The organism is Actinomadura kijaniata NBRC 14229 (assembly GCF_001552175.1).
GTDB lineage: Bacteria > Actinomycetota > Actinomycetes > Streptosporangiales > Streptosporangiaceae > Spirillospora > Spirillospora kijaniata.
This window is the reverse complement of the sequence record NZ_BCQR01000045.1, coordinates 37,752-50,959: the sequence shown is the minus strand read 5'-3', so window position 1 is coordinate 50,959 and position 13,208 is coordinate 37,752. Positions and strand designations below refer to the sequence as shown.

Sequence of the window (13,208 nt, the reverse complement as noted above, 5' to 3'; positions counted from 1 at the left end):
CGCTGGTGGGGAGACGGCCTCGCGGGCTGTGTTTTCAACCCGCGAGGCTCTGAGTAGGCGCTGTGCCCGAGCCGTTCGCTACCCGTGTTCCAGAAGAGCACGGCGGACGCGGAGGTGCCATTCGCGTGCGCTCCCTGGACAAGCCGATGCGTTCGGTGTCTACAGTGGTGGGACGGTCGCGGTTCGTGACCGGGAGGCGCGGTTCCCGGAGCCGGGGACCGCCCGGACACCAGGTGGGTGGTGTGGCACGCGCAACGGGCGGGACGCCCGACGTCCGTCGGCACGACTTCCGCAGCGGGGACCCCGAGGTCGTGCACGACCATCTGAGATCCGTCCACACCGACCACTCGTGTCTTTTCTCCGGGGAGGTCGACGGGTTCGAGTGCCGTTCCACGATGGTCGAGGAGGACCGGTTCGGCGTCGGCCTGCTGTGGCACTCGGCGGCCCGGAGGATCGTCGTCGAGCCCTATCCCCTGCTGACGGTGCTGCACTGCCTCGACGGGATGATGGGCATGTCGCCGTGGCCGGGGGACGTGGAGGTCGCCATCCGGCCCGGGCAGTCGATGCTGTGCGGCCGGGTCTCGCGCGCCGCGGTGCGCTGGAAGGCCTGCACCCTGGGGGCGGTGCTGCTGTCCCCGGCGGCGGTCGTGGCGGAGGTCGGCGCGCTCGCCGGCGTCGGCCTCGACGATCTGCGGATGGAGACGACGCGGCCGGTGTCGGCGGCCCGCGAACGCCACTGGGGCTCGGTGGTCCGGCACGTGAGCGACGGCTTCCTGCGCAACCCCGAGATCCGCGACAGCGAGCTGAGCCGCACCGCGATGTTCCACCTGCTGGCGCTGACGTTCGTGGACACGTTCCCGGTGCCCGGGCGCGAGCGGTTCGCCGACCACGGGCAGGGGCCGCTGGTGGTGCGGCGGGCGGTGGAGTTCATCGAGGAGCACGCCGGGGACGACATCACCCTGGTCGAGATCGCGGCGGCGGCCGGGGTCGGGGTGCGGGCGTTGCAGCAGGGCATGCGGCGCCACCGCGACACCACGCCGCTGGCGTTCCTGCGCGAGGTGCGGATGGGGCACGCGCACCGCGAGCTGTTGCGGGCCGTCTCCGACGACGGGAGCACGGTCGCGGGGATCGCGACGCGCTGGGGCTTCCCCCACGCCGGCCGCTTCTCCGCGCTCTACCGGGAGCGTTACGGCGCGTCACCGGGCGACACCCGGCGCGAGGAGTCGTCGGCCCCGTCCTGACGACCCGCCGCCGACGGCGCGCCGGACCCTCCTCACCGGCGGCCCGCTTCGCCGCGTACCATCGGATTGATTACTGAGAGTTGTCAATCGTGACGTATGGTGTCCGCCGCTGGCCGGAATGCGGTCGTCCGCGTCGGGGTATGCGCCCGTTCCGGCCGGAGCATCGGAGCCGGACCGTCGGAGCCGGATCGTCGGAGGGGGACACATGGACGCGCACGGGGCGACGGCGGTCTTGGCGGCCCAGGTCACCGACGTCGACCTGGGAGCCGCGCGGATGCAGATGGCGCTGTCGCTGGGCTGGCACATCGTGCTGGCCTGCCTGGGCGTCGGCATGCCGCTGATCACGCTGCTGGCGGAGTGGCGCGGGCACCGCACCGGCGACGTCCACTACCGGCTGCTGGCGCGGCGGTGGGCGCGGGCCATGGGCGTGCTGTTCGCGGTCGGGGCCGTCTCGGGGACGATCCTGTCCTTCGAGATGGGGCTGCTGTGGCCGGGCCTGATGGGAACGTACGGGGAGGTCATCGGGCTGCCGTTCGCGATGGAGGGCATCGCGTTCTTCATCGAGGCGATCTTTCTGGGGATCTACCTGTACGCCTGGGACCGGCTGCCGCCCGTCCGGCACATGCTGACCGGGGTCCCGATCGTGCTGGCGGGCGTGGCCAGCGCCTTCTTCGTCGTGACCGCCAACGCCTGGATGCAGGTGCCCACCGGCTTCGCCACCCGGGACGGCAGGGTCGTCGCCGTCGACCCGTGGGCGGCGATGTTCAACCCGGCGACGCCGCCGCAGACCGTCCACATGATCCTGGCGGCGTTCATGGTCGCCGGGTTCGCGACCGCGAGCGTGTACGCGGTGGCGTGGCTGCGCGGGCGGCGCGACCGCTACCACCGGCTGGGGTTCCTGCTGCCGTTCACCGTCGCCGCCGTGATCACGCCCGTGCAGATCGGCGTGGGGGACTGGGCCGCGCACTTCGTCGCCGACAACCAGCCGGTCAAGCTCGCCGCGATGGAGGGCGTCTTCCGCACCGGACGCGGCGTCCCGATGCACATCGGCGGCATCGCGGTGGACGGCGAGATGCGCTACGCCCTGGAGATCCCCCACGGCCTGTCGCTGCTGGCCCACTTCGATCCGAACGCTGAGGTCAAGGGCCTGGACCAGGTGCCGCCCGCCGACCGGCCGCCGGTGAACGTCGTGCACTGGGCGTTCCAGGTCATGGTCGGGATGGGGTTCGCGCTGCTGGGGCTGGTGGTGTGGCTGGCCGTGCACTGGTGGCGGCGCAGGGACCTGCCGCGCACCCCGTGGTTCTGGCGGGCGTCGGCGCTGTCGGGACTGGCGGCGGTGCTGGCGCTGGAGGCCGGGTGGGTCGTCACCGAGGTCGGGCGGCAGCCGTGGATCGTGTTCGGCGTGCTGCGCACGCGCGACGCCGTCAACCCCGCGCCCGGCCTGGTCTGGGGGTTCGTGCTGGTCAGCGCCGTGTATGCGGTGCTGACGGTCGCGACCGTGTACGTACTGCGCCGGATGGTGCGCGACAAGCCCGTTCCCGTCGCGCCGCAGGAGAGCGACGTGACCGAGTCCAAGGTGGTGTGACCGGTGGCCCTGCACGACGTCACGATGGCGGTGCTGTGGATCGGGCTGACCGCGTACGTGCTGTTCGGCGGCGCGGACTTCGGCGGCGGCATCTGGGACCTGCTCGCCGGGAACGCCGAACGCGGCCGTCCCCAGCGCGACCTGGTCGAGCACTCCATCGGCCCGGTCTGGGAGACCAACCACGTCTGGCTGATCTTCGTGATCGTGCTGACCTGGACGGGCGTGCCGTCGGTGTTCGCCGCCGTGTCCTCCACGCTCTACATCCCGCTGACCCTGGTCGCGCTGGGGATCATCGCGCGGGGGTCGGCGTTCGCGTTCCGGAAGGTCAGCACGGGGCTGTGGCGGCGTCGGCTGTTCGGGGCGGTGTTCGCGTTCTCGTCGCTGGTGACGCCGTTCTTCCTGGGGACGGTCGCGGGCGCGCTCGCGTCCGGCCGGGTGCCGCCGGGCATCGCCGCCGGGAACCTGCTCACCAGCTGGCTGAACCCGACGTCCCTGGTCAGCGGGGCCCTGGCGGTCGGCGTGTCGGCCTACCTGGCGGCGGTGTACCTGACCCGCGACGCCGAACGCGCCGGGTCCCCCGAGCTGGTGGCGCGGTTCCGCACCCGCGCGCTGGCCACCGGCGGGGTCGTCGGGGCGCTGTCGGTGCTGGGCCTGTGGGTGCTCGCCCTCGACGCCCCGGACCTGTTCCGGGAGCTGACGCGCGGGTCGGCGCTGCCGCTGCTGATCCTGTCGGTGGGGATGGGGATCGCCTCGCTGGTGCTGCTGTGGCTGCGCAGGTTCCGTTCCGTGCGGGTGACGGCGGCGCTGGCGGTCACCGGGCTGCTGTGGGGGTGGGGCCTCGGCCAGTACCCGCGCCTGCTGCCCGGCGTGGACATCGACGACGCGGCGGCCACCGACGCGGTGCTGGGCGCGTCGCTGGCCGCGCTCGCGGTGGGGGCGGTGCTGCTGCTGCCGTCGCTGTGGTGGCTGTACGCGACGTTCCAGCGTGATCACACGGGCGGCGCCAGCGCGAAGTAGCGCTCCAGCGCGGCCGGGTCCCCGCGGACCTCCATCCGCTCCGCCGGGACCCGGCCCCACAGGAACAGCGCCAGGTCCGACGCGCTCCCGACGACCTCCACGTCCCCGCCGTTCCGGTCGCCGTCCCCGGAGCCGTCCCGGCCGAGGCGCACGTCGTCGCCGTCGAAGCGCACCGTCCACGCCTCGGGCCCGTCGTTCCGCCGGAACCGGTACGTCTCGCCCTCCCCGGCCGGGGCCTTCCGCCATTCCCGCCGCGCCGGCACCATGACCTCGAACGTCTGCGGCACCATGTCGGCCGCCAGCTCGCCGTCGAGGGGAGGGGCGGCGCCGACGGCGTTCTCCGCGTCCCACCGGTGCACGGCCGCCTCGATGGCCTGCATGCGCTGCCAGAACCCGACGCTCTGCTCCTGAGACCACGTCCAGACCCGCACGTCGGGGGCGGCGCCCGCGAACAGCTCCGCCAGCTCCGCCGCGCCCTCGGCGAACCAGTCGACCACCTCGGCGAGCAGCGGGCCGTGGTTGGGGGTGTCGCGGGGGTCGGGCCAGTGCGCGTGGTCCTCGGGCAGGCCGAACAGGGCCGTGTCGGTGAACTCGGGCGGCGAGTCCCGCCGGTCCCGGACGATCGCGGCGACCCACCGGTGCACCCATCCGAGATGGACGACCAGGTCGGACACGGTCCACTCGGGACAGGAGGGGACCAGCGGCGCGTCCCCCCTCCCGGCCAGGGGCCGCACGGCGGCCTCGAACGCTTCCACTTCGCGGCGGAAATGAGCGGTGTGGTCCATGCCCCCACTGTGTCATCCGTCTCCTGACACCGTGCAAGGGGAATTGTTCAGACTGTGCCGATGAGTTCGGACGCGCGTTCCGGTCTCCATCCGGAGAGCGGTCCGACGTCTGGAGGTCCCATGTCCCTGCCCGACATCGTTTCCCGGGAGGAGTGGGTCCGGGCGCGCAAGGAGCTCCTCGCCAAGGAGAAGGAGTTCACCCGGGCCCGCGACGCGCTCAACGCCGAGCGCCGCCGCCTCCCCATGGTGAGGATCGACAAGGAGTACGTCTTCGAGGGGCCGCGCGGCAGGGCGACGCTGCTCGACCTGTTCGAGGGCCGCAGGCAGCTGTACGTCTACCACGCCATGTGGGATCCGGAGTGGGAACGCGCCTGCCGTAGCTGCTCGTCCACGCTCGCCGAGGTCTCCGTCGGGCTCCTGCGGCACCTGCGCGACCGGGCCACCACCTACGCGGTGGTCTCCCGCGCCCCGTTCGGCAGGATCGAGCCGTTCCGGGAGGAGATGGGCTGGCCGTTCCCCTGGTACTCCTCGTTCGGCGGCGACTTCAACGTCGACTTCCACGTGACGCTGGACGAGTCGGCCGCGCCGATCGAGTACAACTACCGGACCCGGGAGGAGTTCGCCGCGGCGGGCCGGGACTGGTTCACCGACCAGCCCATGGAGCTGCACGGCGCGAGCTGCTTCCTGCGCGACGGCGACACGGTGTACCACACGTACTCGGCCTACGCGCGGGGCACCGAGGCGGTCGGCGGCTCCTACTACCACCTGGACCTGACCGCGCTCGGCCGCCAGGAGCCCTGGGAGGAGCCCGAGGGCCGCGCCTCCGGCGGCATGCGGGCCGGACAGCGCCTGCCCTACCCCGACGAGTACGACGACGAGTTCGCCGGACGCTGACCGTCAGCGTTCCGGGGCGTCCGGGGCGCTGTTCTGGAGCAGGCGCGTGGCGTCGCGCTGGCGGGCGGCGGCCTCGGTGAGGAAGTCCACGATCGCGGCCAGTTCGGTGTCGCTGTACCGGGTGACCAGCTCGTTCAGCGACGCCACGTAGTGGTCGAAGAGCGGGGCGAGGTCGGCCATCCGGTCGGGGACGCCCTCGACGAGCACGCTGCGCTTGTCGGCCGGGTTGGGCGTGCGCCGCGCGAAGCCCTTGCGTTCCAGCCGGTCGACCAGCCCGGTCACCGACGCGGGCGCGAGGCCCGCGTGGGCCGCCAGCTGCCGGGCGGTCAGCGGGCCGAAGCGTTCCAGCAGGTCCAGCGCCTTCTCCTCGGTCGCGGTCAGGCCCTGGCGGGCGGCCAGCGCGGTGTGGAACATCACCGCGGCGGCGCTCAGCTCCCGGCCGGCGGTCATCAGCCGCGCGATCAGCTCTTCCCGGTCGGTCATGCGGCCAGCCTATCTATTTAGTTCGGGTGAACGAAACACTTGACGGGGGCGTGCGGTCCGCATATGTTTCGTTCGTCCGAACGAAATACTTTTCACCGGGAGGTTTCCCGATGCGCGTTCTGATCATCGGCGGCGGGGTCGCCGGCACCGTCGCCGCGCTGGCCGCCCACCGGGCGGGGCTGGAGCCCGAGCTGTTCGAGGCCTACGACCACAGCGCCGGGCTCGACCACGGCGTGTTCCTGACCGTGGCGGTCAACGGCCTGGACGCGCTGCGCGCGGTGGACGCCCACCACGTGGCGCTGGACGCGGGCTTCCCGACCGGCCGGATCCGGTTCCAGAGCGGCACCGGCAAGCACCTGGGCTCGATGGAGATCGGGCCGGTGCTGGACGACGGCACCGTCACCCACACCCTGCGCCGCTCCGACCTGTACGGCGGCCTGTACGACCTGGTGGTCAAGCGCGGCATCCCGGTCCACCACGGCAAGCGCCTCACCGGCGCGGAGAGGCTGCCCGGCGGCGGCGTCCGGGCCCGGTTCGCCGACGGCACCACCGCCGACGGCGCCGTCCTGGTCGGGGCGGACGGCGTGCACTCGGTCACCCGCGGCCTCATCGACGCCGCCAACCCCCGCCCCCGCTACAGCGGCCTCGGCAACACCGGCGGCTTCGCCCCCGCGGCCGGCGTCGACCTCGACGCCGCACCCGGGGACTACGTGATGATCTGGGGCCGCGACTGCTTCTTCGGCTACACCATCGCCCCCGACGGGCAGATCTGGTGGTTCGCCAACCCGCCCGCGCGGCGCGAGCCGTCCCGCGAGGAACTGCGCCGCCTCACCGGCCGGGAGATCAGGGACGATCTCGCCGCGCGGCTGGCCCCCGACCGCACACCCGGCGCGCGGATCGTCGCGGCCACCGCCGGCGAGATCGGCATGACCAACCAGTACGACCTGCCGACGGTCCCGACCTGGCACGACGGTTCCATGGTGGTGATCGGCGACGCGGCCCACGCGGTCTCGCCCGCCTCCGGCCAGGGCGCCTCGCTGGCGGCCGAGGACGCGGTGATCCTCGTGCGGTGCCTGCGCGACCTGCCCACCGTTCCGGCCGCCCTGGAACGCTACGAGGCCCTGCGCCGTTCCCGCGTCGAACGGATCGTGAAGTGGGGCGCGCGGATGAACAACACCAAGAAGCAGGGGGTCGTCGGGCGGACGCTGCGCGACCTGGCCCTGCCGGTCATCCTCCGCAGGGCCGACGGCCCCGACGCGATGGCGAAGATGGCCTGGATGTACCACCACCACATCGACTGGCACGCCACCGCCGCGTCCTGACCCGGGGCTCGACTGGCCCGGTCAAAGCTTGTCCGAACTGCGGTTATCCTGGCTGGCGCCCATCGCCCGCGAGCGTGCCGCCCCGAGAGTGCCAAGGAGCCTCCGCCCGGCGGCCCCGGGCGGCTCTCCGGTCCCGCGGCCTCCAGCCGCCACCGGCGAGCGAACCGACCTCCCGGCCCTCCACGCCCCTCCCACCCCCGCCCCCCAGCGCGTGCCGAGGCCCGGGCCCGCACAGGGGGACGAGCATGAGAACCAAGCCCATCGCCGCGCTCGCGACGGCGGCGCTGGCCGCCGCCGCGCTGACCGCGTGCCAGACCGCCGACGGCCGCACCACCGGGGCCGGGACCACCGGGGCCGGGACCACCGCCGGACGCGGCCTGGCCGGCGACCCCGGGCCGCGCAGGCTCCAGCCCGGCGAGAAGCCGCCGCAGTTCGTGGTGTTCTCCTGGGACGGGGCCGGGGCGGGCGACGACCGGCAGTTCCCGCGCTTCCTGGAGCTGGCCCGGAAGCACCGGGCGACGATGACGTTCTTCCTGAGCGGCCTGTACATGCTGCCCGAGTCCAAGCGGACGCTGTACAGGCCGCCGCACCGCGCGCCCGGCTCCTCGGCGATCCCGTTCCTGTCCGACAACGGCGTCCGCGCCACGATCCGGCTGGTCGACCGCGCCCACCGCGACGGCCACGAGATCGGCACCCACTTCAACGGCCACTTCTGCGGCCCCGGCGGCGTCGGGTCCTGGACGGTCGCGGACTGGCGCAGCGAGATCGCCCAGGCGGGCTCGTTCGTGCGGAACTGGAAGGCCAACACCGGCTTCACCGACCTGCCGGACCTGTCGTTCGACTACGACCGGGAGCTGGCCGGCGGCCGGACCCCCTGCCTGGAGGGCCAGCCCAACCTGCTGCGCGCCGCCGCCAAGCTCGGCTGGAAGTACGACGCCAGCTCGCCCGGCGGCCTCCAGGTGTGGCCCGGAAAGACGCGCGGTGTGTGGAACCTGCCGTTGCAGTCCCTGCCGTACCCCGGCAAGCGGTTCGGGGTGCTGTCGATGGACTACAACATCATGGCCAACCAGCCCGGCAACGTGCGGGCCGATCCCGCCCTCCAGGCCCGCTACCAGCGCGAGGCCACCAACGCCTACATGGCGGGCTTCGCCCGCGCCTACAACGGCAACCGCGCCCCGCTGTTCATCGGCAACCACTTCGAGCAGTGGAACAACGGCATCTACATGAACGCCGTCGCCGACGTCCTGGAGCGGATGGCGGCCAAGCCGGACGTGAGGCTGGTGTCGTTCAGGCAACTGGTGGAGTGGCTGGACGCCCAGGACCCGGCGGTGCTGGCGAAGCTGCGCACACTCGGCGTCGGCGCGGCCCCGGCGGGCGGCTGGAAGGCGTTCACGGCCCCCCGGTCGCAGGCGGCCCCGTGACGCGGCCGCCGCGTCAGCCGAGGTGACGGCGCGCCTCGCGGGCCCGCTCCCCGGCGTCCGGCGGGGGACGCAGCCGGACGCCCGCGTCGGTGAGCATGCTCAGGTCCAGCTCCCACACGACCGCCGACCGCTGGCTCCACAGCTCGAATGCCGCCTCCACGTGCAACCGCGCGTCCGCCTCCGACAGCCCCGTCACCTCGCACAGGTGCGCGAACGCCTCCCCGCCCCGGCCGCTGACCTCGGCGAACCCCATGTGCGTGGCCAGATGGCAGTCGCTGCACACGCACACCAGCCGCCGCAGCGCCTGCACCCGCGCCGCCGGGTCGTAGGCCCACCGTTCGTGCGCCTCCAGCCAGCGCCGGGTGGCGCGGTCCTCGCCGCGACCGCAGATCTCGCAGCGCCGCCCCGCCCGCCCGGTGATCATCCGGCGGAGGCGTTCCCAGTCGCGCTCGTCCACGCAGGACCGCACGTTCGTGAACCAGCAGCTCGCCGGGACCAGGTCCACGAACAGCCCGGACCCGAACGACCGGTCCTCGCCCGGCAGCAGCTCGGGCACCTCCGGCAGCGGCAGCCACGGCTCCAGCCCCGCCATCCCGGCGCGCGGCGCGTACCACCGGCGCGCGGCCGGATCCCACCGCGCCCCGGCCGCCTTCGCCGCGTCCTTCCGCGAGTAGGGGACATCGAGCCAGATGCGCGCGGAGACCATGCGCCCCATTCCACCAGCGCTGTCAACGCGGCGTTTTCCGCTCCCCGCCCGCGTGCCGCTACGCTCGCGCGATGCACATCGATCTTGTGACGATCGTCGTGGCGGACTACGACCCCGCCATCGCGTTCTTCACGGAGGTCCTCGGCTTCGAGCTCGCCGAGGACGTCCCCTCCCTCACCAACGACGGCCGCCCGAAGCGCTGGGTCGTGGTCCGGCCCCCGGGCGGCGGCACCGGGCTGCTGCTCGCCAAGGCCGACGGCGAACGCCAGCGGGCCGTGGTCGGCGACCAGGCGGCGGGCCGCGTCGGCTTCTTCCTGCGCGTGGACGACTTCGACAAGTCCTACGCCCGCATGCGGGAACACGGCGTCACGTTCGTCACCGAGCCCCGCGAGGAGCCCTACGGGCGCCTGGCGGTGTTCCTGGACATCGCGGGCAACCGCTGGGACCTGCTCGGCCCCCACCCCGACCACGCGCGGGGATAGCACCGTCCCCACCCCGGGGCGCGCGACGGCCCGGCCTGTGACGCGCGCCACCGGCCAGATCTCCGGGAACCCGCGCCCGGTGCCCCGCACCGGGCGCGTACGTCCCGGCCCCACGTCCTGCGGGTTCCGCCGCACGACGGGCGATGCGTCGTGTCAACGGGGGGTCAGGTGGGTGTGTCCTGCCGACACGCTGACAGAAGCGCATCTAACGCCTAAAATCGTCACTGTGACGTCAACCTGTCATCGGTGACGTCGGCGACTCGTTTCGCCGCCCCGGCTCTCGGCGGCATCCTCCGCATCGACACGCGGGGTGCGGAAGGGCCTCGGGCCCCAGAACGACCACCCGCCGCACGACCTGCGCCCGGGTGCCTCCCCCCGTACGAACCCCGAAGGGGACGACCATGACGTCATTCGACGTGACCGACCGTCCGTGGCATGAGCACCTCGTCCTGACGGTGACCGGCGAGGTGGACCTGGACACCGCCCCGGCCCTGCGCACGGCCCTGCACGGGGCCATCGCCGCCGCCCCCGCCGGGATCATCGTGGACGTGGGCGGGCTGACGTTCATCGACGCCAGCGGCCTGAACGCCCTGGCGGTCGCCGCGAACCGGAGCGCCCACCTGCCGGGCCGCCTGAAGCTGGCCGCCCCGCCGCCGAGGCTGGACACGCTGCTGAAGGTGACGGGCCTGAGCGACCACCTCCCGGTCCACCCGACCTACCCGCTGCGCCCGGTCTGATCACGCGTACCGGGACCCGCCGACCGGACCGCACCCGGTGCCCCGGGGAGGGCCGCCGGACGCGCGGTCATCGCGGGCACGAAGGCACCCTCCTTCGGGGAGGACTCGTCCTCGAACCCCTCGATGTCGAAATCCACCCGCCGTGTCATGACCGGAACGGTCAGCGTCCCGCTTCCTGCGGGTTGGTGGTACGTTCGGCGTTCTGCCGGGGATTTCGGGGGAGAGCGATGCGCGGGGCGTTGGCGGCACTGGTCGTTCTGCTGCCGTTGGCGGCCGCCTGCGAGGACGGCGGCACCGGCTCCGCCCGGCCGCCGGCGCCGGTGACCCGGCCGCAGCCCACCTGCCCGCCGTCGGGCGTGGAGATCCGCAAGGGGACCGGCGACGCCGCGATGGGCCTGCGCACCCTCAACATCGACCTCGTCAACTGCGGCAACGCCCCGATCACCCTGAACGGCCACCCGCGCGTCACCCTGCTGGACGCCGTCGGGAAGCCGGTGCCCGCGACGGTCCGGAAGGGGTCGGGCGGCGTGTCGACCGTGGAGGCGTTCGACAAGCCGCCCACCGCGCTCACCGTGCGGCCCGGCGGCACGGCCACGGCGAGCATCCTGTGGCGGAACCTCGTCACCGACAGCACGCGACCCGCCGTCACCGCGCCCTCGGTGACCGTGGTCCCGAAACCGGGGATGCCCGCCGTACGGGTGGACGGCATGGCCGTGGACCTCGGCACCACCACCAAGGTCGGCGTCAGCCCCTGGCGCCTCCCCTGACCGGACCGCCCCTCACTCGCGCCGCACCAGCGCCCGCAGGCTGATCGCCACGCCGACCGCGCACCAGCAGAGCAGCACGACCAGGTCGCGGCCACCGGCCTCGTAGACCTCGGACGCCAGCCCGGCCCGCAGCAGGTCCGCCCCCGGCCGCACGGGCAGCACGTCGTGCAGCGCGCGGAACCAGTCGGGCAGCCGGCCCGCCGGGAAGGTGACCGGCGAGAAGAGCAGGACGAAGAACACCAGCACCTGGCTGACCAGCTGGGCCAGCACGGGCCGGAGCACCACGGCGACCGCGTACCCGACGGCCGTTGCGGTGACCGTCACCAGCAGCGCGGCGCCGACCAGCAGCGGCCAGCGGAACGACAGCTCCAGGTCGTAGCGCAGCCACCCCACGAGCACCGCGACCCCCACCGCGGGCACGCAGACCACGACCCACACCGTCAGGTCGGCGAGGAAGAGCAGCGGACGCGCCACCGGCAGCGCGCGCATGTAGGTGAAGGTGCCGTCGAGCCTCGCCCGCGCCACCCCCTGCGGCACGATGGCCAGGCCGACGGTCAGCAGCAGCACGGTCGGCGCCCCCGTCGCCAGGAACATCGCCGTCGAGGGATCGATGGAGGGGATGAGCAGGCCGAAACCGATGACGATGCCGACCGCCAGCAGCGCCTGCACCACCACGATGAGCGGCAGCAGCCCGCCGATCTGCGCCAGCTGCCACGACAGCAGCGTCCGGTAGGCCGCCCACGGGCCGAGGGAGGGGTCAGACACCGCCGACCACCTCGTCGGCCTCGGACCTCGGGCCCGCGGTCGCCGCGAGGTAGGCGTCCTCCAGCGTGGCCGGGGCGAGCGCGTACCCGTCGAGACCTCCCCGCTCCCGGTGCGACGCCGCCCAGGAGACCGCGGCCGCCGCGGCGTCCGGGGGGATGGTGAGCAGGACGCGCCGACCGGAACGGACACGGCGCCGCACCGGGACGGGCACCGCATCGGACGGATCCGGGCCGTCCGGCGCGAGATGCAGCTCCAGGCGCAGGCCGTCGTCACCGCGCAACCGGGCCGGCGTGCCGGCGGCCACCACCCGTCCGGCGTCGAGCACGACCAGCTCGTCGACCACCCGTTCCGCCTCCACCACGTTGTGGGTCACCAGCAGGACGCCCGAACCCTGGTCGGCGACCCGGCGCACCGCCGCCCACAGCGCACGGCGGCGCACGGCGTCGACGTCGTTGCTCGGCTCGTCGAGGATCACCAGCGGCGCGCCGCCCACGACGGCCATCGCGAACCCGACGAGCCGCCGCACGCCCCCGGACAGGCCACGCCCCTCGGGCAGCGCGCGCCGTTCCGCCCACGCCTCGATGTCGAGGTCCGCCACCAGCCGCCGGGCCGCCTCGCGAGCCCGCGCCGCGTCCAGCCCGCGCAGCCGGGCGGCCACCCTGATGGCCGCCGTCGGCGTGAGCCCGTCGATCGGCACATGGGCCTGCGGCTGCAACGCCACCATGCGGCGGGCCGCGGCCGGACGCGCCACCGTGTCGACCCCGGCGACGGTGATGCGCCCGGCGTCGGGACGCAGCAGCCCGACCACCTGCGAGACGAGCGTGGTCTTGCCCGCGCCGTTGTGGCCCAGCAGGCCGACCACCTCCCCGGACCGCACGCGCAGCGACACGTCGTCGTTCGCGACGACCGCACCGAACCGCCGCGTGAGCCGACTGACCTCCAGCACAGCAGTCATCCACACCTCCCGAAATACAACCTGTATCCAGATACTATATGCATCCAA

The 13,208-nt window shown here is 73.5% G+C and carries 14 protein-coding genes; 9 read left to right on the top strand and 5 right to left on the bottom strand.

All coding sequences use genetic code 11. The features are described from left to right. Positions 1–242: 242 nt before the first annotated feature. The 3 genes from AKI01S_RS16285 to AKI01S_RS16275 all read left to right on the top strand — a co-directional run bounded on the left by AKI01S_RS16285 (position 243) and on the right by AKI01S_RS16275 (position 3,843). A complete protein-coding gene (locus AKI01S_RS16285) occupies positions 243–1,241 on the top strand; it encodes an AraC family transcriptional regulator (protein WP_067817596.1) in 999 nt (332 codons plus the stop codon). Between the two features lie 205 nt (positions 1,242–1,446). Continuing rightward, positions 1,447–2,826 (top strand): cytochrome ubiquinol oxidase subunit I, encoded by a 1,380-nt coding sequence (locus tag AKI01S_RS16280; protein ID WP_067817593.1) that lies wholly within the window; start codon positions 1,447–1,449, stop codon positions 2,824–2,826. A 3-nt stretch (positions 2,827–2,829) separates the two neighbouring features. Continuing rightward, positions 2,830–3,843: a cytochrome d ubiquinol oxidase subunit II gene (locus AKI01S_RS16275; RefSeq protein WP_245681644.1), complete on the top strand. Its 1,014-nt coding sequence runs from the start codon at positions 2,830–2,832 to the stop codon at positions 3,841–3,843. Here AKI01S_RS16275 and AKI01S_RS16270 read toward each other — a convergent pair. Next, the gene (locus tag AKI01S_RS16270) at positions 3,816–4,628 is read right to left on the bottom strand and encodes a maleylpyruvate isomerase family mycothiol-dependent enzyme (protein WP_067817590.1); all 813 of its coding nucleotides are present in this window, start codon (positions 4,626–4,628) and stop codon (positions 3,816–3,818) included. The two genes, AKI01S_RS16275 and AKI01S_RS16270, sit on opposite strands and share 28 nt — an antisense overlap. 120 nt (positions 4,629–4,748) lie before the next feature. On the opposite strand from AKI01S_RS16270, the gene AKI01S_RS16265 reads away from it, so the two are divergent. Continuing rightward, complete coding sequence (locus AKI01S_RS16265; protein WP_067817586.1) at positions 4,749–5,522, top strand: DUF899 domain-containing protein; 774 nt, start codon at positions 4,749–4,751, stop codon at positions 5,520–5,522. A gap of 3 nt (positions 5,523–5,525) precedes the next feature. Here AKI01S_RS16265 and AKI01S_RS16260 read toward each other — a convergent pair whose 3' ends face one another. After that, positions 5,526–6,005: a MarR family winged helix-turn-helix transcriptional regulator gene (locus AKI01S_RS16260; RefSeq protein WP_067817583.1), complete on the bottom strand. Its 480-nt coding sequence runs from the start codon at positions 6,003–6,005 to the stop codon at positions 5,526–5,528. Between the two features lie 110 nt (positions 6,006–6,115). Here AKI01S_RS16260 and AKI01S_RS16255 point away from each other — a divergent pair, with 110 nt between their 5' ends. Both AKI01S_RS16255 and AKI01S_RS16250 read left to right on the top strand, forming a co-directional pair. Next, entirely contained in the window at positions 6,116–7,327 is a 1,212-nt protein-coding gene (locus tag AKI01S_RS16255; RefSeq protein ID WP_067817580.1) for an FAD-dependent oxidoreductase, read from the top strand. Positions 7,328–7,572: 245 nt separating this feature from the next. Beyond that, on the top strand, positions 7,573–8,748 hold the full coding sequence (locus AKI01S_RS16250; RefSeq protein ID WP_067817577.1) for a polysaccharide deacetylase family protein: 1,176 nt from the start codon (positions 7,573–7,575) through the stop codon (positions 8,746–8,748). A gap of 13 nt (positions 8,749–8,761) precedes the next feature. Here the strand turns inward: AKI01S_RS16250 and AKI01S_RS16245 are convergent, their stop codons facing one another. Then, the gene (locus AKI01S_RS16245) at positions 8,762–9,454 is read right to left on the bottom strand and encodes a DUF5710 domain-containing protein (protein ID WP_067817574.1); all 693 of its coding nucleotides are present in this window, start codon (positions 9,452–9,454) and stop codon (positions 8,762–8,764) included. Positions 9,455–9,525: 71 nt separating this feature from the next. Between AKI01S_RS16245 and AKI01S_RS16240 the strand changes: the two genes are divergently transcribed. The 3 genes from AKI01S_RS16240 (at position 9,526) to AKI01S_RS16230 (ending at position 11,440) form a co-directional block, all read left to right on the top strand. Beyond that, positions 9,526–9,936 (top strand): VOC family protein, encoded by a 411-nt coding sequence (locus AKI01S_RS16240; protein WP_067817571.1) that lies wholly within the window; start codon positions 9,526–9,528, stop codon positions 9,934–9,936. 401 nt (positions 9,937–10,337) lie between these two features. Further along, complete coding sequence (locus AKI01S_RS16235) at positions 10,338–10,673, top strand: STAS domain-containing protein (RefSeq protein WP_067817568.1); 336 nt, start codon at positions 10,338–10,340, stop codon at positions 10,671–10,673. Between the two features lie 227 nt (positions 10,674–10,900). Then, the gene (locus AKI01S_RS16230; protein ID WP_067817565.1) at positions 10,901–11,440 is read left to right on the top strand and encodes a DUF4232 domain-containing protein; all 540 of its coding nucleotides are present in this window, start codon (positions 10,901–10,903) and stop codon (positions 11,438–11,440) included. A gap of 12 nt (positions 11,441–11,452) precedes the next feature. Here AKI01S_RS16230 and AKI01S_RS16225 read toward each other — a convergent pair whose 3' ends face one another. Together AKI01S_RS16225 and AKI01S_RS16220 are read right to left on the bottom strand one after the other, a co-directional pair. After that, the gene (locus tag AKI01S_RS16225) at positions 11,453–12,205 is read right to left on the bottom strand and encodes an ABC transporter permease (RefSeq protein WP_067817562.1); all 753 of its coding nucleotides are present in this window, start codon (positions 12,203–12,205) and stop codon (positions 11,453–11,455) included. After that, entirely contained in the window at positions 12,198–13,160 is a 963-nt protein-coding gene (locus AKI01S_RS16220; protein WP_067817559.1) for an ABC transporter ATP-binding protein, read from the bottom strand. The genes AKI01S_RS16225 and AKI01S_RS16220 overlap by 8 nt, the downstream gene beginning before the upstream one ends. Positions 13,161–13,208: the final 48 nt, after the last annotated feature.

Excerpts from the sequence above, each read along its gene's own strand:
- AKI01S_RS16280 (WP_067817593.1), top strand. The coding sequence starts at position 1,447 with ATGGACGCGCACGGGGCGACGGCGGTCTTGGCGGCCCAGGTCACCGAC.
- AKI01S_RS16270 (WP_067817590.1), bottom strand. The coding sequence starts at position 4,628 with ATGGACCACACCGCTCATTTCCGCCGCGAAGTGGAAGCGTTCGAGGCC.
- AKI01S_RS16265 (WP_067817586.1), top strand. The coding sequence starts at position 4,749 with ATGTCCCTGCCCGACATCGTTTCCCGGGAGGAGTGGGTCCGGGCGCGC.
- AKI01S_RS16260 (WP_067817583.1), bottom strand. The coding sequence starts at position 6,005 with ATGACCGACCGGGAAGAGCTGATCGCGCGGCTGATGACCGCCGGCCGG.
- AKI01S_RS16255 (WP_067817580.1), top strand. The coding sequence starts at position 6,116 with ATGCGCGTTCTGATCATCGGCGGCGGGGTCGCCGGCACCGTCGCCGCG.
- AKI01S_RS16250 (WP_067817577.1), top strand. The coding sequence starts at position 7,573 with ATGAGAACCAAGCCCATCGCCGCGCTCGCGACGGCGGCGCTGGCCGCC.
- AKI01S_RS16245 (WP_067817574.1), bottom strand. The coding sequence starts at position 9,454 with ATGGTCTCCGCGCGCATCTGGCTCGATGTCCCCTACTCGCGGAAGGAC.
- AKI01S_RS16240 (WP_067817571.1), top strand. The coding sequence starts at position 9,526 with ATGCACATCGATCTTGTGACGATCGTCGTGGCGGACTACGACCCCGCC.
- AKI01S_RS16235 (WP_067817568.1), top strand. The coding sequence starts at position 10,338 with ATGACGTCATTCGACGTGACCGACCGTCCGTGGCATGAGCACCTCGTC.
- AKI01S_RS16230 (WP_067817565.1), top strand. The coding sequence starts at position 10,901 with ATGCGCGGGGCGTTGGCGGCACTGGTCGTTCTGCTGCCGTTGGCGGCC.
- AKI01S_RS16220 (WP_067817559.1), bottom strand. The coding sequence starts at position 13,160 with ATGACTGCTGTGCTGGAGGTCAGTCGGCTCACGCGGCGGTTCGGTGCG.